29 protein-coding genes and 1 pseudogene are annotated in these 15,648 nt (G+C 48.2%); 9 read left to right on the forward strand and 21 right to left on the reverse strand.

Going from position 1 to position 15,648, the window contains the following annotated elements:
* Positions 1 to 279 precede the first annotated feature (279 nt).
* From ACZ5PW_RS08740 to ACZ5PW_RS08820, 17 genes are all read right to left on the reverse strand, one after another.
* Positions 280 to 1,392, reverse strand: a complete 1,113-nt coding sequence (locus ACZ5PW_RS08740) for a tyrosine-type recombinase/integrase (protein ID WP_464559951.1) — start codon at positions 1,390 to 1,392, stop codon at positions 280 to 282.
* A gap of 9 nt (positions 1,393 to 1,401) precedes the next feature.
* Positions 1,402 to 1,671, reverse strand: coding sequence for a hypothetical protein (locus ACZ5PW_RS08745; protein ID WP_464559953.1), 270 nt, complete (start codon positions 1,669 to 1,671; stop codon positions 1,402 to 1,404).
* 199 nt (positions 1,672 to 1,870) lie between these two features.
* Positions 1,871 to 2,242 carry a hypothetical protein gene (locus tag ACZ5PW_RS08750; RefSeq protein ID WP_464553429.1) on the reverse strand — a complete coding sequence of 124 codons (372 nt, stop codon included), beginning with the start codon at positions 2,240 to 2,242 and terminating at the stop codon, positions 1,871 to 1,873.
* 4 nt (positions 2,243 to 2,246) lie between these two features.
* A complete protein-coding gene (locus ACZ5PW_RS08755) occupies positions 2,247 to 2,468 on the reverse strand; it encodes a hypothetical protein (RefSeq protein WP_464559955.1) in 222 nt (73 codons plus the stop codon).
* Entirely contained in the window at positions 2,465 to 2,698 is a 234-nt protein-coding gene (locus ACZ5PW_RS08760) for a hypothetical protein (RefSeq protein WP_464559957.1), read from the reverse strand. Before ACZ5PW_RS08760 ends, ACZ5PW_RS08755 begins: the two co-directional genes overlap by 4 nt.
* Positions 2,677 to 2,838 (reverse strand): hypothetical protein, encoded by a 162-nt coding sequence (locus ACZ5PW_RS08765; RefSeq protein ID WP_464559959.1) that lies wholly within the window; start codon positions 2,836 to 2,838, stop codon positions 2,677 to 2,679. Before ACZ5PW_RS08765 ends, ACZ5PW_RS08760 begins: the two co-directional genes overlap by 22 nt.
* Positions 2,835 to 3,221 carry a hypothetical protein gene (locus ACZ5PW_RS08770; protein WP_464559961.1) on the reverse strand — a complete coding sequence of 129 codons (387 nt, stop codon included), beginning with the start codon at positions 3,219 to 3,221 and terminating at the stop codon, positions 2,835 to 2,837. The genes ACZ5PW_RS08765 and ACZ5PW_RS08770 overlap by 4 nt, the downstream gene beginning before the upstream one ends.
* Positions 3,222 to 3,292: 71 nt before the next feature.
* Positions 3,293 to 3,493: a hypothetical protein gene (locus ACZ5PW_RS08775; RefSeq protein ID WP_464559963.1), complete on the reverse strand. Its 201-nt coding sequence runs from the start codon at positions 3,491 to 3,493 to the stop codon at positions 3,293 to 3,295.
* A 22-nt stretch (positions 3,494 to 3,515) separates the two neighbouring features.
* Entirely contained in the window at positions 3,516 to 4,385 is an 870-nt protein-coding gene (locus tag ACZ5PW_RS08780; RefSeq protein ID WP_464559965.1) for a phosphoadenosine phosphosulfate reductase domain-containing protein, read from the reverse strand.
* A gap of 132 nt (positions 4,386 to 4,517) precedes the next feature.
* Positions 4,518 to 4,874, reverse strand: coding sequence for a class I SAM-dependent methyltransferase (locus ACZ5PW_RS08785; RefSeq protein WP_464559967.1), 357 nt, complete (start codon positions 4,872 to 4,874; stop codon positions 4,518 to 4,520).
* Position 4,875: 1 nt separating this feature from the next.
* Complete coding sequence (locus tag ACZ5PW_RS08790) at positions 4,876 to 5,085, reverse strand: hypothetical protein (RefSeq protein ID WP_464559969.1); 210 nt, start codon at positions 5,083 to 5,085, stop codon at positions 4,876 to 4,878.
* Positions 5,078 to 6,142: a phage Gp37/Gp68 family protein gene (locus ACZ5PW_RS08795; RefSeq protein WP_464559971.1), complete on the reverse strand. Its 1,065-nt coding sequence runs from the start codon at positions 6,140 to 6,142 to the stop codon at positions 5,078 to 5,080. The genes ACZ5PW_RS08790 and ACZ5PW_RS08795 overlap by 8 nt, the downstream gene beginning before the upstream one ends.
* Positions 6,135 to 6,458 (reverse strand): hypothetical protein, encoded by a 324-nt coding sequence (locus tag ACZ5PW_RS08800; protein ID WP_464559973.1) that lies wholly within the window; start codon positions 6,456 to 6,458, stop codon positions 6,135 to 6,137. Before ACZ5PW_RS08800 ends, ACZ5PW_RS08795 begins: the two co-directional genes overlap by 8 nt.
* Positions 6,459 to 6,460: 2 nt before the next feature.
* Positions 6,461 to 6,793, reverse strand: coding sequence for a hypothetical protein (locus ACZ5PW_RS08805; RefSeq protein WP_464559975.1), 333 nt, complete (start codon positions 6,791 to 6,793; stop codon positions 6,461 to 6,463).
* A gap of 2 nt (positions 6,794 to 6,795) precedes the next feature.
* A complete protein-coding gene (locus ACZ5PW_RS08810; protein ID WP_464559977.1) occupies positions 6,796 to 7,086 on the reverse strand; it encodes a hypothetical protein in 291 nt (96 codons plus the stop codon).
* The gene (locus ACZ5PW_RS08815; RefSeq protein ID WP_464559979.1) at positions 7,083 to 7,568 is read right to left on the reverse strand and encodes a hypothetical protein; all 486 of its coding nucleotides are present in this window, start codon (positions 7,566 to 7,568) and stop codon (positions 7,083 to 7,085) included. Before ACZ5PW_RS08815 ends, ACZ5PW_RS08810 begins: the two co-directional genes overlap by 4 nt.
* Positions 7,568 to 7,831 (reverse strand): hypothetical protein, encoded by a 264-nt coding sequence (locus tag ACZ5PW_RS08820; protein ID WP_464559981.1) that lies wholly within the window; start codon positions 7,829 to 7,831, stop codon positions 7,568 to 7,570. The genes ACZ5PW_RS08815 and ACZ5PW_RS08820 overlap by 1 nt, the downstream gene beginning before the upstream one ends.
* Positions 7,832 to 8,071: 240 nt before the next feature.
* Between ACZ5PW_RS08820 and ACZ5PW_RS08825 the strand changes: the two genes are divergently transcribed.
* On the forward strand, positions 8,072 to 8,350 hold the full coding sequence (locus tag ACZ5PW_RS08825) for a hypothetical protein (protein ID WP_464560487.1): 279 nt from the start codon (positions 8,072 to 8,074) through the stop codon (positions 8,348 to 8,350).
* 37 nt (positions 8,351 to 8,387) lie between these two features.
* Here the strand turns inward: ACZ5PW_RS08825 and ACZ5PW_RS08830 are convergent.
* Positions 8,388 to 8,495, reverse strand: a pseudogene (locus tag ACZ5PW_RS08830) (hypothetical protein); the annotation flags it as partial.
* 291 nt (positions 8,496 to 8,786) lie between these two features.
* Here ACZ5PW_RS08830 and ACZ5PW_RS08835 point away from each other — a divergent pair.
* The gene (locus ACZ5PW_RS08835) at positions 8,787 to 9,440 is read left to right on the forward strand and encodes a hypothetical protein (protein WP_464559983.1); all 654 of its coding nucleotides are present in this window, start codon (positions 8,787 to 8,789) and stop codon (positions 9,438 to 9,440) included.
* Between the two features lie 24 nt (positions 9,441 to 9,464).
* Here ACZ5PW_RS08835 and ACZ5PW_RS08840 read toward each other — a convergent pair whose 3' ends face one another.
* On the reverse strand, positions 9,465 to 9,824 hold the full coding sequence (locus ACZ5PW_RS08840; protein WP_464559985.1) for a hypothetical protein: 360 nt from the start codon (positions 9,822 to 9,824) through the stop codon (positions 9,465 to 9,467).
* A gap of 85 nt (positions 9,825 to 9,909) precedes the next feature.
* On the opposite strand from ACZ5PW_RS08840, the gene ACZ5PW_RS08845 reads away from it, so the two are divergent.
* The 7 genes from ACZ5PW_RS08845 to ACZ5PW_RS08875 all read left to right on the forward strand — a co-directional run bounded on the left by ACZ5PW_RS08845 (position 9,910) and on the right by ACZ5PW_RS08875 (position 13,804).
* Positions 9,910 to 10,128, forward strand: a complete 219-nt coding sequence (locus tag ACZ5PW_RS08845; RefSeq protein WP_464559987.1) for a hypothetical protein — start codon at positions 9,910 to 9,912, stop codon at positions 10,126 to 10,128.
* An 88-nt stretch (positions 10,129 to 10,216) separates the two neighbouring features.
* Positions 10,217 to 10,747, forward strand: a complete 531-nt coding sequence (locus ACZ5PW_RS08850; protein WP_464559989.1) for a hypothetical protein — start codon at positions 10,217 to 10,219, stop codon at positions 10,745 to 10,747.
* A gap of 89 nt (positions 10,748 to 10,836) precedes the next feature.
* Entirely contained in the window at positions 10,837 to 11,841 is a 1,005-nt protein-coding gene (locus ACZ5PW_RS08855) for a hypothetical protein (protein WP_464559991.1), read from the forward strand.
* Positions 11,828 to 12,460, forward strand: a complete 633-nt coding sequence (locus ACZ5PW_RS08860) for a hypothetical protein (RefSeq protein ID WP_464559993.1) — start codon at positions 11,828 to 11,830, stop codon at positions 12,458 to 12,460. The genes ACZ5PW_RS08855 and ACZ5PW_RS08860 overlap by 14 nt, the downstream gene beginning before the upstream one ends.
* A gap of 45 nt (positions 12,461 to 12,505) precedes the next feature.
* Positions 12,506 to 12,973 (forward strand): hypothetical protein, encoded by a 468-nt coding sequence (locus ACZ5PW_RS08865; protein WP_464559995.1) that lies wholly within the window; start codon positions 12,506 to 12,508, stop codon positions 12,971 to 12,973.
* Positions 12,970 to 13,617 (forward strand): tyrosine-type recombinase/integrase, encoded by a 648-nt coding sequence (locus ACZ5PW_RS08870; RefSeq protein WP_464559997.1) that lies wholly within the window; start codon positions 12,970 to 12,972, stop codon positions 13,615 to 13,617. Before ACZ5PW_RS08865 ends, ACZ5PW_RS08870 begins: the two co-directional genes overlap by 4 nt.
* Entirely contained in the window at positions 13,610 to 13,804 is a 195-nt protein-coding gene (locus ACZ5PW_RS08875) for a helix-turn-helix domain-containing protein (protein ID WP_464559999.1), read from the forward strand. The genes ACZ5PW_RS08870 and ACZ5PW_RS08875 overlap by 8 nt, the downstream gene beginning before the upstream one ends.
* Positions 13,805 to 14,199: 395 nt before the next feature.
* Here the strand turns inward: ACZ5PW_RS08875 and ACZ5PW_RS08880 are convergent, their stop codons facing one another.
* Complete coding sequence (locus ACZ5PW_RS08880) at positions 14,200 to 14,625, reverse strand: hypothetical protein (RefSeq protein WP_464560001.1); 426 nt, start codon at positions 14,623 to 14,625, stop codon at positions 14,200 to 14,202.
* A gap of 46 nt (positions 14,626 to 14,671) precedes the next feature.
* Positions 14,672 to 15,199, reverse strand: a complete 528-nt coding sequence (locus ACZ5PW_RS08885) for a hypothetical protein (protein WP_464560003.1) — start codon at positions 15,197 to 15,199, stop codon at positions 14,672 to 14,674.
* Between the last annotated feature and the right edge of the window lie 449 nt (positions 15,200 to 15,648).

The raw sequence follows: 15,648 nt of genomic DNA on the forward strand, positions 1-15,648 counted from the left end.
ATACCGTTTTGCTGCTTTGGTGTGACGATTATGTGATACCTGAATTAATGAGCCTATCTTAAAGAGAGGACGGAAACTCCAGGAAGAAAGAGACTCACTCGGATTTCCCCAAAGAAAGGGGGGCTACACCGAAGAAAGGGAAGGTAAGATGGGTTGAAAAAATAAAAGTCCCTTACGAAATATTTCGTAAGGGGCTTGAATTATCTGGTCGGGATGAGAGGATTTGAACCTCCGGTCTCTGCGTCCCGAAGGCGGATCTCTGGTGCTTATGTTTTGATTTTATTGAATTTTTTTATTGTTAGTAATACTAAAACCCCCTAAAAACCCCTCGTTTGTATTACCACTCTGTATTACCAAATCCGGTACAGAATTCAGGGCTGTCTCCTTTTGTTTTACCAATACGTGTTGGTAGTGTTTATGGATCATGGATGTATCTGTGTGTCCCATGTTTTCGGCTACGGCTTTTATATCTGCTCCATTTGCTAAGGCTTCTGTGGCGTGGGCATGGCGAAGGTCATATGGGCGAATACGGCGAGTTATTCCAGCATTTTTCAAGGCGGTTTTCCATGACCTCTTTATGGTGGTCACTGGTTTCGCTTTCCAGTTAATGAGGTGTGTGGCTCCGCTTTTGCGGTCCTGTTCGCGCCATTCGATAAAAATAGGGCGTAAGCTCTTTTTTATATGGAGCTCTCGCCATTGCGTGTTTTTGTTCTTCTCCGCACTCCATATGCGCATGATCCAACCATAGAAATCGATATTGTCCCATGTAATTTTGAAGAGTTCTGATTCTCCTATGCGGACTCCGAACGCTTGCCCCAGAATAATGACTCGCTGAAGGTGGGGCGGTGCTACTTTTAAAATCTGATTGAGCTCGTGAGGAGTGGGGGGGGGAACTTGTTCATTGGTTCCTCTCGGGCATGAAAAATTGCGGATAGGATTGGAATCGATAAGCTCTTCATTTTCGGCCCAGTTCAGAGCGGCTTTAATGATGCTTACTTTACGGTTGATACCGTTGGGCTTTAATCCCTGGTCGCGCAGACTTTTGACAAGGTCGCGCATGTGGGATTTCGCTAACTGGGAAATATAAACATGGCCGATAACGGGCAGGACTTTCTTCAGGTGGTATATGGTATCGCGCAGAGATTTAGGTTTAAGCTGGCGATCTTGCAGGTATGCCCATACTATATATTCAACAGTGATTTCGTCTGTAGAAATTTCTTCGGCAGGGGCGAAGCGTTGAGGCTCGAACTTGAGCCAATGCTTGACCTTGCTGTTATATTCGTTTGCTTCGCGTCTTTTTTCAAAATGGGCCGTCTCAATCTTCTTGGTGTATGGATTGCGCCAGTACACGCGATAAGGTTTTGCCCGATTCTTTAATTTCTTGATAGCCATTCTTGATAATTACTGCGGCCTTGGCTGGGTTGTCAATTCCTGCATAAGCTGATGTATGCTTTTGCCCTTAAAAGGTGAATTGCTTTTAGGCTTAGTTTTCTTGATAGCAGGACTCTTGCGGGAGTTATCCAAAGCTTCAAGGATTTCCGAACGATACCAGCGCAGCCCTTTCCCTCTACCCGGTCCCAAGTTTACCGGGCAGAGTTTCAGGTTATCAAGAGTGGTCCGAGCGGCTCCCGGAGTAGTCTTGAGGAGCTCGGCAACATCTGTGATTGTCATCAACATAATCCTTATTCCTGATTGAGTTTAGAATATTCAGTAATAATTTTGGTTTCTATTCTTTTGTTGGACTTATCCGCTATTCCCCATCCGGTTAGAAATCCACTGAGGAGACAACGAAGGATAAAGCCTACAGGCAAGAAGAGTGAACCAACTGCAGCACCTATGAATGCGGTGATTCTCATTCCTGGCGGCATCCTTACCCCTCAACCCCAGACCCGGCGCAAGCGGAACAAATTTTAAGATGTGCAGGACAACCGGCTTCGCCTGTGGCATCATCTGCCGAACAAAAACCGGAACTCCCAGCCTCAAGTCCGTAAGCACAGGTGGCGAAGTCGCAATCGTCAATCTCGGTTTCGGCAGGAAAGTCAATGAATTCCCCTGCTGAACGCATGACGCTGACCTGTTCGCGTAGGTTGGCATTGGCTCCGGCAAGCTTTGCGTTCTGGGTGCGGAGGCGGGCGTTTTCGGCATGAAGTTTTTCATTCCTTTCGATCAAATTGTCTAATCCAGGGTTTTCGCAATATCCGATTCCGTCTCGCAGTTCTTTGCGAAATTCACATTCTGCCATTTCTTTACCTCCACATATCTTCCGAAGTTTCCTTCAGATTCTTTTCCAGATCAGTCCGCGCTTCTTCGGGAGTGCTGCCGTATCCAAAGAAATGACATCCGCCCATACCGAAGAGTGATACTTCCTGATGTGCTTGGAACCTGCCGTCTTTTTTGGTGATCTCGACCTCTGATTCGGTATCCATGCCGATGTTCTCGCAAACGAAAAGGGTAGTGTCTTCGCTCATTTCTTCATTCCCTCAAGTTTCTCAATCCGTTCCCGCAGTTCTTCTAACTCTTTCTTGACGGGGCAGTCCTGTTCAATTTCCTTTGCCGCTTCGATGACTTTTTCAACTATGTCGGCTCTGCGATCAGGAGCAAATACACCGCAAAGGATAGCCACTATTGCGAACAGCCAGAGGCCTCCGAAGAAAACGGCCATTACCGTATCCGGGGTCATTTTGTTTTTCTTCTCCATAAAACCGCCTTACCCTTGCAGCACTCAGTCCACGGAAAATCCGGGGAGTTGCGCTCAATCACTTTTATCGCGTTGGCTACGGAGTCCGCGCAGACTTTGCGGGCCTGTTCTCCGGGGGCTTTGAATGTGTAGTCGTTCATGGTGCGTCCTTATATTTTTTAGGGTCAAAGCCGATCTTCTCCCAGTATTCAGCAAGGTATTCCTGTACTGGAACATCTGGAGACATGCAGGTGTATCCCATTTCCCATAGCGGTATAAATATCTGGGCGCATTTTTCGCACTGGAAAACCGGGGGCATGCCTACTTCATCACCAAAGCGGCTCTGTTCGTATTCGCCACGGGGAGCACGGATGCGTTCGAAGCGAATGCAGTCCTCTCCGAAGTCAAGAAGCTTACCGCAGGCCGCGCACCGTTTGCGCCTTTTGTATTCACCGCTTTCATTGAACGGCTGAAATTCGCTGGGGCCTTCGTGCATATATGCGTATTCGTCAAGGCTTCCTCCGCATGAACAGGATAAAGACATTTTCATTCCTCCCTTAAAAATTAGGGTGCTTACCGGAATTATTTTTTCTGGAGTAAAGTCTGGCATATTCCCTACTTCCTCCCATTTCTACGAGCCTTACGCGCCCTTTTATTTCTCATGCGGCGTTTTGCTACCCGCTTTGCCGCGCAAGCCTTGCTCATGCTGCTGAAGATGCGGACATGGCAATCTGGATCTTCCATCATGAATTCCATCCTTTCCCCGTCATACGGCTCGATGTTTCCAACGGGATAATCGTCTATGTACTGCTGCATTCTCTTTCTCCCTCCTCGCCGCTTACGCGGATTTAAGTAGTGCTAAGAGTGATTCTTCGTATTCAAAACGATGGTCCAGATCGTGGACGGTGGCATAACCCTTAAATCCTCTGTTTTTGCCGGGGATTTTGGAATCCCATTCGAGCATCTGCCCCCACAACTCTGGAAATTCATTTCGCAGTATCCGTAAATCGTTCAGCCGTGTGAGAGGGCAGCAAAAACAGCTTACCCGGCTGAAATGGTCGTATAGCCCCCCCCAATCGAACCCATGCGATTTACAAATAGCTAAGGCTGTCCTTTCATCGATACCCCACTCAATAAGGGGAAATCTGTATTCAAATCTCTTTTTGCTGTTCAGTGTCTTACCTTTAGCTCTATGGGACTCATCTGCCGCATAACCAATACACTGGATAGGATTCTCAATTTGGGCTGAATGAGCATCAATTGCCGAGACCTTTTGCCGGGTACACCATCTCCGGGATGGTGAAGGCCAGCCGTTTCCGATCCGGTGAACCTCTCCTTTTTCAATTCTTTTGTATTCAAAAGGATCAAGCTCCCAGCATTCGAATTCAAATCTGAAATCATCATCGTCATCGAAGTCTTCTTCTTTGGGAGGTGGCAGTATCCCTGTTTTTATTATTCTCGTTTCTTTTGATTTTACTGGTCGCTCAAACATCCAATAAGTGAATGACCTTTTAGGGGCTAATCGGACTATCTTGACCCCGGTATATTTTTCGAGCTGGTCGAGGTGGGCATGCATCTGCGGGAATTCCCATCCTGTGTCAAAAAACACCACCGAATGAACAGAAATATTCTTTTCAAGCATAAGCAGAAGAAGAGCCGTGGAATCCTTGCCGCCGGAAAGGCTTACTACATAATTCACGCTACCCATCACGCCGCCCCAGCCGGCTTATAAAAAACCATCCAATGAGTTTTCAGATTCTGAGTAGTCCGGTGGCCACATATGGGACGCTGAGAAAAACACGCCAGAACTTCACTGACTTTTATCTGTGTCTCGTTCCATTTAAAGATCATAGTGCCCCCCCCCGGCGAGGACTCGCCAACATTCATCAAAACCCTTGGCGAGATCTTCGCGCCATGTAGCCTTGTTCAGCTTGCCGTACTTCTTGGCCTGCCACGATTGAGGGCCGGCCCGTTCAAGGTGCGGCGGGTCAAAAACGATGAGGTTGAAAGATTCGTCTTCGTGCGGCAAGGCGCGGAAGTCTGCGACCTGATCCGGGTGAACAGTGAGGGTTCGACCGTCACACAGAATGTGTTCTTCGTCCCGAATGTCGGAGAACAAGACTTGCTCATCATCCTTTTGGAAATAGAACATTTTGGAGCCGCAGCACGGGTCGAGGATTTCGGGAGTGCCGTTCATTTTAAACCGCCTCCATAACTTCTTGCACGATGACTTCAACGGGGCCCATAATCACATTGATTAGGAATCGTTTACCGCAGTTAGGGCAGCTTTCTTCCCAAGGTATGGTGCAGCATCCGCCGCTCTGGATATATTCACCGTCAAAAAAGACTTCATGACCATTAAGAGACACGTCATTTTTGCAGTTAGGGCAAAGGAGTTTCTTAGACATCCTGCACCTCCCGCAAAATATCCGGGTATTCCTCATGCTGCTGACCATCCAGAACGTTGCCCGCGGCCTTTTTGCCAACACGGTAAATCCTTTGTCCGTCTTCAAATATATCCCATTTCTCAGTGATGGGGCTGGCATGGACGATAGTCCCATCTGAAAGAGTTTGACCATCAGCTGCCCATTCCCCCCACTGCTTAAAAAAGAAAGGGACCCCTGACTCCGTGCACTGATCTCGCAAAGAACGCACCCAATCGGGATGCATAGGCCGCGCACCGGGTCCGGACTCGCCGCCGCAGATCACCCAGTCAAGGTTAGCTAATTTCCCGTCTCCGCCGTTTCTTTTGCATCCTGGTTCGTCACCGAGCTTAGTAAGCCCACAGGCACAATCTCCCCAGCACTCACGGTCTAAAACAGATTCTCTAGTTCCGTTCCACATTGCTATTTCTGTCAAATCCACCGCTCCAAGCATCGGCTCAATGGATACAAACCGAGCCGCCGCCGGAGTTTCCAGCAGGATAGGGATACGCTTGTTGGCCTGCTCTTGGTTCTCGGCTGTTACGCCGAGGATTACGTTAGGGAGGGGCCAAACTGGACGATCCATATTACGCCTGCCCATTTCAGTGACTACGCTTGCAGGTAAACGAGATACAAAATTTTGTCGCATATTTTCCCGGCGAGAAGAGCAGTATTCCTGCATCCTCTCCTCTCTCTTGGTCAGCAGAATAAACCTGTGATGAGAGCAGAGAGCCATAACCGCGAATATTTCATCCAGCCACTCAAACGGCGTGGATTCATGAAAAAGGTCCGTCATGCTTCCTACAAAATAAATAGTCGGCTTCTTGCGTTTCAGCGGCTTATCAAGCTGAGACTCAACAAGTATGGTATTGCCGTTCCAGTGCCCGCAAGCGGCGACAACTTCCCCGTAGTAGGCAGTCTTTTCAATCCGGGCCAGCCGTGCAGCTGTTTTCTCGGCGTAGCAGTTCGCGCAGCCCTCGGATATTTTGGAGCAGCCGATAATCGGGTTCCAAGTTTGTTGGGTCCATTGGATTTTAGACATTGTCGGCCTCCTTCTTAGCCTTCGCAATCTCAACACGATTACGGATGATTTCTACAACCGTCCGGTGTGTAGTCATGGCTTCAACTTGCATATTCCATTCGTTGATAGCTGCGGCCTTTTTTCTGCTTCTCGGTCCGCATGTTCCGCATACAGAACAAATGACCTGACGTTTATCTTCACCGCCAGCAGTCCCGACTAGAATCATTGTGGGTATTCCGCCGCATGAGATTGTGGGTATTCCGCCGCATGAGCAGGTGCAAGGGCTTTCGGTGCGTTCGGGCCAGAATTCGGGGGTGTCTACGGTATTATTACTCATAGCTACGCTCCCCTCTGGCTTTCTTTCCATTTTTCCAAAGCAACGATGTTCATGTCAGCTTTCCGTATTTCGTGGCAGTGAGGGCCTTGAAAACCCATAATGCCGGCAATTATCTTGACTGTTTCACAGTCGGAAAATTCGATAGCTGCGCGGAAGGCTGTCTGATCTTCAATCGCTCCCACCAGACATTCCGGATCGAAAATGAACTGGGTAAGAGGTGTTTCGCACTCCGGGCAGGGCTTACGCACGCCAAGCCCTTTGCCTAAAAATATGCTGCGGCAGTGAGAGCAGACCGCTACCGGGCCAAGCTTCTGGGGATGTTTGACTTCACTCATGACTACGCCACCTCCTCTGGATAAACAGCTGCAACATCCCGTTCCATCTGTTCCGCGCAGGCCATCATGAATTCAATAGTAGGCCGGGCATGTTCTGGCTTGAAATCAATGAATTCCAGTTCAGCGATGTACCGCTTGGGGCATTTTCTGATTCTGGTCAGTTTGACGCCAGATGTTCCACGAGGGTGCAGGGCCGGGGATATCTCGGCGGTGTATTTAATTTCCGGTTTATCGTTTGAGAGAGTTATTGTTAACGAACCTACAACGGTCTGAAATTCTTTTTTCTTACTCATTTATCTTTCTCCACTTTCACCATTTCCCACCGTTCTTTCTCCGGCTCTACTGGGGTCAGGTGTTTAAGGTTGATCATTTTCGGGTAGCCCATGACTCTGGCTTTGAAGCCGCCGTGTTTGTTGTCCGGAATCGGGGCGGATCTTATCCAGGATATGTCGTAGTTCAGACCACCGTGGGTTTCCCTTGCCACTTCCTTTGATATCCGTACTTTCTGCCGGAGCGGGTAGTTTTCCGGGTCCGGTTCTTCCTCAATCCTGATGCCGAGGGTGTTAGCCACGGCACGGGTCCACATGGTCATTACTTCCGTGTAGGTGTAGTATGTCCCTCGCTCCCTCTTGCCGCCGAGCCACGATCTGCCGACCATAATGCGATATTTGATCTCGCTTCCGTGGGTTGGTTCGGACGCATAACAAGACCATTTCAATACGGTCTTTTGCGTCCGTTTCGGCTCTTTAAGTGTCAGACGGAAAGCGGGAATCATTAAAACGGTCCTATGAAACAGAGATATGAAAGAAGTCCCATGTAACAGAGCAGGACCACCAGAGCCGGAAGGACTACTCCCTGACCAAAGCGGGGGCGATCAACCCCCGCTGCGGTCAAAGGAGGTGAAGTCATGGCCGTTTTACAGAGTCCCCTCGCCTGAGTGTCGGCGGAGTTTATGCCGCACTGTGAGCGGCGAGAGGCTGACACGGTCCCGGTCACATGAAGATCATCGGCCTTGGCTGCTATATTGGAAATTTTCATAATCACCTGCCTTGTGTTTTGTAGGGGAACCGGATGGTTTTAAGATTGGTTTGGGTTTTTTCATCCGGCCCCCCGAGGACAGTGAGACAAATATTTTGTTTACAATCTTAAAGGCGTTCTGCTATCGTACTGTCTATGAAATCCCTGCTGACCATCCTGTTGATGCTGTTGGCCTTATCTCCTGCAATTGCAGACGAAAGGCGGTATCAAGAGGAATTTTGCAGGGGGCCTAACACAAAAATGGAATTCGTGTTAGCCGATAAATGCCGTGTAGATTGCCTTACCCCGACACACGCTTTCGAGATCGACTTCGCAAAGAAGTGGGCCGAGGCGGTGGGGCAGTCATTGTATTATGCTGAGAAGACCGGGAAACGGGCCGGGATTGTTCTAATTCTAGAAAAGCCCGGTGATGGTCGGCATGTTCAAAGGTTGAGGAGTACAATCGACTCGCAGCAACTACCGATAGACGTTTACCTTGTCGGGCCTGCGGCTCCGGGCGAGAGTTCCAGCGGTCAATAAGAATGTCCGAGTCCGGATCTTCGACTTTGGTCTCGCAGTAGTCACAAGTGATTACAGATGTGAAACCACCATTCTCCTGTGAATTTCCAAGTCCGATACGAACCGAGTTTCCACAAAAAGGGCAGGGTTTAAGAAGTCTGTCCATTATCCCACCATCCTAAAGTAAATCTGTCCTATAGCCAGAAACGGCCTATCACTCCTACCAATCAACCCCCTATCAAGATGTACTAGCTCTGGATGTTTCGCGCAGTGCGTTCGGTCCTGTTTGGGTGTCGTTGAGGAAATAGTACGCGTAAGACGCGTAGTGGTCAAGAAAAAATACGCGCAATACGCGTAGTGACACGAGGGGCTTTATAAAAGATATTAGATTGCGGTGGCTTGTATGTGTTGCTTTCTTTTTTATCGATGTTCGTGCGGCGAAAGTCGGGGTGGTGGAATGTTTACCTTGAAAGATGTTCGGGTTGGGGTTCTTGTTGGGAGTTATGTATGCTTTCTTGTGTATGTTGTTATAGATTTAGCCGAAAGGTGGGGGGGGTGGACTTGGGATGGGCTCGTAAGGAACGATCTGAATGGGCTTATGTTATTCTGTTTCTTTTGTCTTGCAGGGCTGTTGGGTGCAGAGTTGTATATGTTGTTAAAGTCGTTGTTGCTAAGTGTTTTGGAGAAAAGAAAAGGCAAAAAGTCTAGTTCTTCATCGGTTCTTTCTGATCCAGATGGTTCAATAGACCCTGACGGGGTTTTTTATCACATAAAAATTTCGGAGGCTGCAAAGTATCAAAGCTGTTTTGAGTTTTTTGCTAAAGATTTTGATCTAGATAGTAAAAGCTATGGAGATTCCTTGTCAGATAACAATGTTGATTGTGTTATTCAACAGATAGAAATAGCTAAAGAGAAAGGTGTGAGAATTTCATTTCCGTATGTTATGGTTTTACTTGAGCAGTATATTGATGCCGATCAGATTCAGAGGCAAATTCATAAAAAGCGTTGGCTTGAAGCTTCTATTGAGTCTCAATCAAGTGAATATCTTTTTATGCCTCATCCGGGGCCAGTATTGAAAGCTATTATGGGTAGGTATTTCCCTAAAGGCTGATTCTGTTTTTTTTAGAGCAGTTTTTTATCCTGCTTTCTTTTGCATCATTTCTTTTACTTGATCAGATAGCGTTGTAACCTTTTCTTGCGGGGACATCTCTTTGTCCAAGCTGGTTAATTCATGTTCGGCTAAATGTGCGATATATGAATAGCTTTCCCCCAAGGCTCTCGCAGCCATGAACGACTCTCCTACTCCCATAGCTACACCTTCATTTCTTATCCGCTGCCATTTCCTAACCGGATCGGAAACGCCTGGGAATGCCAGTTTAGCAAAGGTGGTGTGGTTCATTTGGCCGTCTTCCATGTATTTTTTAGCCCGAAATCTTTCGATAACTATCAGGAATGCCATCTGAAAAGCATGGGTTTCGTCTTTAATTTTCTGCATAGTAAAATTTACCAATTTGAAATTTTGCTCACAATACGAGAATTACGCATTGACCAAATACGCATAATACGCGTATCAAGGACGTATGAAAAAGAAAGCTATTGTTATCCCCAAATCGAAATTTGAGTTTCTTCATGATCATTATGGCAGCCACACTCGTGCAGCTGAAGCTTTGGGCTTTGCTCCGCGTAGTTGGATGCAGATCAGGCAGAAAGGGTGTGCTGCAAGGTACATTGCAAACGCGATTGACCGCTTGATAAAACTCATTCAGCTGGGTGAAGATCCCGGTAGCAAAGCCGCATAACCGGGCAGGCCTCTACCCAGCCAGTATATACAACCATACGATTTCAGGAATAACACTTTCAAATAACAAACTATAGCGAGGTGGGAACATGACTACACCAAGACAACTTTTACGCACCGCCGTAACTTCTTCGGGGTTATCGGCGGCGAAGCTGCTTGAGCTTTTGCAGACCAAGGGATTGATGGTGAACACCGCACCCAGTTTTTTCAAAAACATGCTGACTCCCAACCATCCCACGGCAAAAGTGGATATAAACCTCTGTCCGGTGATTCAGGAGACTTGCGGACAGCATCATGTTTTTTATTCCTGTGCCAAGCGGCTGGGCTACATTGTTGAGCTGGAGCAGGAAAAGGGCGGGTGGATGCCCATTGCAAACCGTTACCTTGAGGTTGAAAAATGCAAGGGGGCTTTTCTGCAGGCTGCGGCTGATGAAGCGGACCCGGCAAGGGTTCAGGAACTGGGGCAGAAACTTAAAGCATCGGTTGATGAATTTGTTTCCCAGTATGCCGCTGAACTGAGTGACGGCTCCCGGATCAGGCTGCATAAGGGCGGTGACGTGGAAGTGAACACGGACCGCTTGAAAAAGAAAAAATCCCGGTGGAAATTCTGGGAAAAATAGAGATGTTTTTTATTGCCGGCTGATTGTGGGGACAATCTTCCGGCAAATCCTGTTTAACCGCCTGGACAGTGGGATAAATGGGATGAATCATGCAACATCATTTTGACGTGGAGATAGCGCAGGAGCACGGGTTAGACCTTGCTGTGCTGATCCATCATTTTCAATTCTGGATCGGCAAAAATGCCGCCAACAATCGCAATCTTTTTGAGGGGCGGTACTGGACTCATAACACTCAGGAAGCCCTTGAAATTATCTTTCCGTACTGGTCCCGCTCCCAGATTAAGCGCAAGCTGAAAAAGCTGGAGGACGAGAAACTTTTTGTCACCGGATTTTTCAACAAATCCGGTTTTGACAGAACCAAGTGGTATGCCTTTTCGGATAAGCTGCTGGAAAAGTTTCCGCACCTTGTCGGGCCTTGTGTTTCCTCATCTGACGAATCCGTACCTTCGAAGGGACAAGATCGTCCCAACGAGGAGACGAAACCGTCAGTTCCATCTGACGATTCCGTACCTTCTGAAGAGACGATTCCGTCCCTTCCAACAGACGATTCCGTCCCTTCTCTATCATATAGTGACCCAGATAGTGACCCTGATGGTGACCCAGATAGTGACCTTAATTCCGCATCTGGTGATGCGGTTCCCTCCCCCCCTGCTGACGAGGATAAATTTTTCCTGACCAGAAAGAAACGAAAACTGAAAGGCAAGAGGCTTGAAACGTTTGAACGCTTTTGGAACTGTTTTGACCTGAAAAAAGGCAAAGCCGAAGCCGCAGACGCTTGGATGGACATCCCTGAACTTTACGATTCCACCGTGGATATAATCTGCAAGGCTGCTGAAATCGAAGCTGCTGGCCGTGCTGAACTGATCGCCAAGGGCATGACCCCCAAATGGGCGCAGGGCTGGATCAGCGGTCGCAGATGGGAGGATGAAGATTTGCTTGAACCTGCACAGCCTGCTTTGCCTTATCTGGACCGGATAACCGGGCTTGTGCGTGAGCATGGATGGGAGGCGTTTGACAGCGCCTGTCAGCATTTCAGGATTTCAGATCCTGACCAGTACCGTCTGGCCGTGGAGAAGGGTCTTGAAACGGTTTGAATTTGATCTTGCAATCGGCAAGCTCTTCAAGGTGTTCAATTTCCCCATGCCTGACTCGGAAGTGCTGGACGCTTATTACGACCAGCTCTCCAGTTGCAGCTATGACGGAATCAATGACGCGGTTAATCGCATGATCCGGGAACAGAAGCGCATGACCCGGGGCATGAATATCTGCTCTTACCTGCTGGAAGGCTACCGGGCATGGAAGTCTGATTCAGCCGGAACGGGAGCGGTCAGTGGGGGCTGTGACGACTGTGACGAACCGGGAATGCTGGTTTACTGGAAATTTATGGAAGGCGGGTTGTGGGAGAGATTCTTTTGCCCCTGCGGCTATTGCCGTTCATACGAGCAGGGAGCCATGACCAAGGAAATGCTTGAAAATAAAGGGTTCCGGCATAGCGGAAATGAAGACTGGACCATGATTAACAGGGAAATACGGGGGGAAAACCGTGAGCGAAGAGAGGCTTTTACATCTGCTGAAAATGGGAATGTGCAAGGACCATCTGTGCCCCTCCCGAGGGGAATGCACAAGGCATCTGCTGGCCCTGCGATGCGTGAGGTTGGAAAAGCTGCACGGAATCGAAATCAGGACCACAGATTTCAACAGAGGACGGGGTAACCCGGATTGCCATTTTTACACGACTGAATGCCAGGAGGACATAGCATGAACCAGGAACAGTTGAGGAATTTTATCAAGAGGACGCTGACTAAGGTCAGCCCTGTTATGGCAACTAACAATGCCGTTGAACTGCTGATGCTCACCGCTGCTCAGGAATCGCACCTGGGCGAGTACATCCGGCAGCTGAACAACGGGCCTGCTATGGGGATTTTCCAGATGGAACCGAGGACGCATGACGATATCTGTTTTCGGTATCTCAACCGCAAGGGTGAACTTAAAGCCTCGATTCTGCGGGTTTCCAACTGCCGGGAATTTGATTCTGCGGTGCTGGAATACAATCTGGCCTACTCAACGGCACTGGCCCGGGCCTTCTATCGCCGTTTTCCCGAGGCTTTGCCCTCTGCCACTGATGTTGAAGGACTGGCCCGGTACTGGAAAAAATACTGGAATACCGAACTCGGAGCCGGAACGGTTGAGGAAGCCGTTGAAAATTATGAGAGGTTTTGTCGATGAAGGGTTGCCGCCCTCTCACTGACCATGAGGTCAACGGGATGCTGAAAGCAGCGCACGGGTATTTCGGTATCCGTGATCGCTGTTTGTTTGCCATGGGGGTCAACTGCGGGTTCCGCATTTCCGAACTGCTTTCCCTGAAAGTCTCTGACGTGGTGTCTAACAGGCTTATCAAGTCTTCTGTTTATGTCGCCGCCAAAAATATGAAAAAGTCCGGCACAGGCGCAGAAGGGCGTGAAATTCGTATGAACAGGGTTGTGCGCCAGTATGTGCTTATGCAGGTCAGGGCTTTGCAGCACATGGGACACTGGAGCCGGGATACTTATCTTTTCCGCTCCCGTGAGGGCGGGAACATGCCTATCAGCAGGACTCGGGCTTATCAGGTGATTACAGGGATGGCCCGCCATTGCGGATTTGACGGGCGGATCGGTACTCACTCCATGCGTAAGACATTTGCCGGGAATATGTATAATTTTATGCTGAGCCGGGTGGCGAGGGGCGAGGCCATTGACCCCCTGCGTGAAACGGCAAAAGCCACAGGGCACAGGTCCGTTGACTCTCTGGAGAACTATCTCTCGTTCATGGTGGACAATGTGAATAACGCGCTTGATTCGTTCTGTAACCGTTTTGAGGTGGTCCATGGGTAGAATAGATCCGTTGCTTACCGCGTCAGATGTGGCCGCCATTCTGCGGCTTGAGCTTGAAACTGTGCGGGATATGATGCGCAGGAAAATTTTGCCCGCCGTCAAGGTCGGTAACCGGTGGCGAATGAAAGAGTCCTGCCTGAATAAATTCATTGAAGATCTGGGCGTGGTCGGAATTGAGGAGGATTAGCCGTGGAAAGCTTTCCGGTATTTGTTTCTGGAGCAAAGCAGATCGCAAAGGTTTTCGGATGGGGAGAGAGAAAAACAAAAACAATTCTGAAATGGGAAGGATGTCCGGTCTTTCTGAATGAAAAAGGATGGCCGACAGTTAACGTGACGAAAATGACGCTGTTCTATGAGCAACGTTGCCGAGAAATGGCGGAAAGGAAAAACCCCCGGTCAGTTTAGTGCTGGCCGGGGGCTTTCCTTTAGGGCAAAATTGAAAATGGTTATTTTTCAATAATTTTACGTCAGAAATTCGACACCCCCGAAAACCATAGGAAAACGGGGGGAACGAATAAGGGACTCCCCTATGGAGTCCGATACCCGTATATAATATGTTTTTTGTGGGGGGCGGTCAATCTTCTACAGGTTGAATTTAAGTTCCGCCCATGCGCATAGCTCGTTTATTTCATCCGCTGAGGGCTTGCCGCCTGTCCATGTAAAATTGCACAGCCGTTTTCCTGACTTTTTCAACGGGTATGATAGCCCCTCTGTTAATCCATGATCAAGTTCAATCTCTGCCGTGAATCTCGGGGTGTGCAGGTGGGCTATGATCTCCTTGCCGTCTTCGTTGTGGCCTTTCACCCATTTGGGGCCCTGGTCCGGGCTGACGATCTCGGCCAGCATTTCTGAATACTTTTTAGGAATAGGAATTTTGCCCGTTTCCATGCGTGACACATAGCTACGGGCAGAGCTGGGGGCCAGTTCGAGAATTTCAACACCGTATTGTTTTTGGTCCATATTCAGCGACTGACGGTGCTTTTTCATTTGGGATGGTGATAGTTTCATAATTTACCTTACAGGCCGGAAGGGTTACCCCTCCCGGCCTTTTTGCTTATGCGTAGTATGTTTCGTGTTTGGGCTTGCCGTCCCAAAGTCTGGCGAAGCGTGAGGAATCCACCTTAACTGTGGGTGCTCCTTTCCATTCGTTCAGCTTGCGGCGGAAAGGTTCGGACTTGATGACATCGGGGTCGGCTACAACTTCCCCTGTCATTGTAAAGCCTTGATCTCCTTTAACCATTTTGGAGCCGATTTCCACGAGGGTTACGGTTTTGGGTGTGCGGGAGACGACTTTGAAAAAATCTACGTTGGTCTGGTCGTAGCCCCAGCTTGCATAAAGGATGGTCCCTTCCTTCACTTCATTCTGCTTTTCCTTGAGCATATCAATGATCTTGGAAAAGTTATCTTCGTTGACCATCGCGCCGAAAAGGCTCTTTATCTTTTCCTGTACTTCCGGCCTTTTGACAAATTCAACTTTCATTTCATCGCTGCATCCGCCTGTGGCTTCATCAATACGGGTGTGGATTACTTTCACAGCTTCCAGAACCATTTCGTTTACGATTGCATTTGAAGTAGTTTGCATCTTCTTGAACTCCATTTGGTTAAATTGTTTAGGGGTGATTCCCTTATTCGTTGAGTTCAAGATATAAAACTAATTTGCATGTGTCAACAATTAAATTTAAAAATATGCAATAAAATTGTATAGGCAAGTGTAGGTTGTTGTAATGATTGGAGGTAACTTCCGTAAAATTGAAATCATTAAAGCAAGCCGAAGCAACCAAAAGCACCAAAAAGCAAAAACTGAATCCCCACCAGTTTAACATTCTTAAGTAACAATCAACTTAAGATATAATACAAGCAATTACCTGCACAAAACTGCATCAACCAGTGAAAACAGGTGTATATTTTGAGCTTTTTGAAAAACATTCTCATTTAGTAATTTCCGAACACAAAACCATTTTGACTTGAGAGCACCTTAGAGCTTGTTATTACTGTAGGGGTGTTTCTGTTATAAATTAAGTGTTCGGTAAA

Source organism: Maridesulfovibrio salinus, assembly GCF_055394525.1.

Bases quoted from the DNA above. Each gene is read 5' to 3' on its own strand.
- ACZ5PW_RS08740 (WP_464559951.1), bottom strand. From the start codon at position 1,392: ATGGCTATCAAGAAATTAAAGAATCGGGCAAAACCTTATCGCGTGTAC.
- ACZ5PW_RS08745 (WP_464559953.1), bottom strand. From the start codon at position 1,671: ATGACAATCACAGATGTTGCCGAGCTCCTCAAGACTACTCCGGGAGCC.
- ACZ5PW_RS08750 (WP_464553429.1), bottom strand. From the start codon at position 2,242: ATGGCAGAATGTGAATTTCGCAAAGAACTGCGAGACGGAATCGGATAT.
- ACZ5PW_RS08755 (WP_464559955.1), bottom strand. From the start codon at position 2,468: ATGAGCGAAGACACTACCCTTTTCGTTTGCGAGAACATCGGCATGGAT.
- ACZ5PW_RS08760 (WP_464559957.1), bottom strand. From the start codon at position 2,698: ATGGAGAAGAAAAACAAAATGACCCCGGATACGGTAATGGCCGTTTTC.
- ACZ5PW_RS08765 (WP_464559959.1), bottom strand. From the start codon at position 2,838: ATGAACGACTACACATTCAAAGCCCCCGGAGAACAGGCCCGCAAAGTC.
- ACZ5PW_RS08770 (WP_464559961.1), bottom strand. From the start codon at position 3,221: ATGTCTTTATCCTGTTCATGCGGAGGAAGCCTTGACGAATACGCATAT.
- ACZ5PW_RS08775 (WP_464559963.1), bottom strand. From the start codon at position 3,493: ATGCAGCAGTACATAGACGATTATCCCGTTGGAAACATCGAGCCGTAT.
- ACZ5PW_RS08780 (WP_464559965.1), bottom strand. From the start codon at position 4,385: ATGGGTAGCGTGAATTATGTAGTAAGCCTTTCCGGCGGCAAGGATTCC.
- ACZ5PW_RS08785 (WP_464559967.1), bottom strand. From the start codon at position 4,874: ATGAACGGCACTCCCGAAATCCTCGACCCGTGCTGCGGCTCCAAAATG.
- ACZ5PW_RS08790 (WP_464559969.1), bottom strand. From the start codon at position 5,085: ATGTCTAAGAAACTCCTTTGCCCTAACTGCAAAAATGACGTGTCTCTT.
- ACZ5PW_RS08795 (WP_464559971.1), bottom strand. From the start codon at position 6,142: ATGTCTAAAATCCAATGGACCCAACAAACTTGGAACCCGATTATCGGC.
- ACZ5PW_RS08800 (WP_464559973.1), bottom strand. From the start codon at position 6,458: ATGAGTAATAATACCGTAGACACCCCCGAATTCTGGCCCGAACGCACC.
- ACZ5PW_RS08805 (WP_464559975.1), bottom strand. From the start codon at position 6,793: ATGAGTGAAGTCAAACATCCCCAGAAGCTTGGCCCGGTAGCGGTCTGC.
- ACZ5PW_RS08810 (WP_464559977.1), bottom strand. From the start codon at position 7,086: ATGAGTAAGAAAAAAGAATTTCAGACCGTTGTAGGTTCGTTAACAATA.
- ACZ5PW_RS08815 (WP_464559979.1), bottom strand. From the start codon at position 7,568: ATGATTCCCGCTTTCCGTCTGACACTTAAAGAGCCGAAACGGACGCAA.
- ACZ5PW_RS08820 (WP_464559981.1), bottom strand. From the start codon at position 7,831: ATGAAAATTTCCAATATAGCAGCCAAGGCCGATGATCTTCATGTGACC.
- ACZ5PW_RS08825 (WP_464560487.1), top strand. From the start codon at position 8,072: ATGGAATTCGTGTTAGCCGATAAATGCCGTGTAGATTGCCTTACCCCG.
- ACZ5PW_RS08835 (WP_464559983.1), top strand. From the start codon at position 8,787: ATGTTTACCTTGAAAGATGTTCGGGTTGGGGTTCTTGTTGGGAGTTAT.
- ACZ5PW_RS08840 (WP_464559985.1), bottom strand. From the start codon at position 9,824: ATGCAGAAAATTAAAGACGAAACCCATGCTTTTCAGATGGCATTCCTG.
- ACZ5PW_RS08845 (WP_464559987.1), top strand. From the start codon at position 9,910: ATGAAAAAGAAAGCTATTGTTATCCCCAAATCGAAATTTGAGTTTCTT.
- ACZ5PW_RS08850 (WP_464559989.1), top strand. From the start codon at position 10,217: ATGACTACACCAAGACAACTTTTACGCACCGCCGTAACTTCTTCGGGG.
- ACZ5PW_RS08855 (WP_464559991.1), top strand. From the start codon at position 10,837: ATGCAACATCATTTTGACGTGGAGATAGCGCAGGAGCACGGGTTAGAC.
- ACZ5PW_RS08865 (WP_464559995.1), top strand. From the start codon at position 12,506: ATGAACCAGGAACAGTTGAGGAATTTTATCAAGAGGACGCTGACTAAG.
- ACZ5PW_RS08870 (WP_464559997.1), top strand. From the start codon at position 12,970: ATGAAGGGTTGCCGCCCTCTCACTGACCATGAGGTCAACGGGATGCTG.
- ACZ5PW_RS08875 (WP_464559999.1), top strand. From the start codon at position 13,610: ATGGGTAGAATAGATCCGTTGCTTACCGCGTCAGATGTGGCCGCCATT.
- ACZ5PW_RS08880 (WP_464560001.1), bottom strand. From the start codon at position 14,625: ATGAAACTATCACCATCCCAAATGAAAAAGCACCGTCAGTCGCTGAAT.
- ACZ5PW_RS08885 (WP_464560003.1), bottom strand. From the start codon at position 15,199: ATGCAAACTACTTCAAATGCAATCGTAAACGAAATGGTTCTGGAAGCT.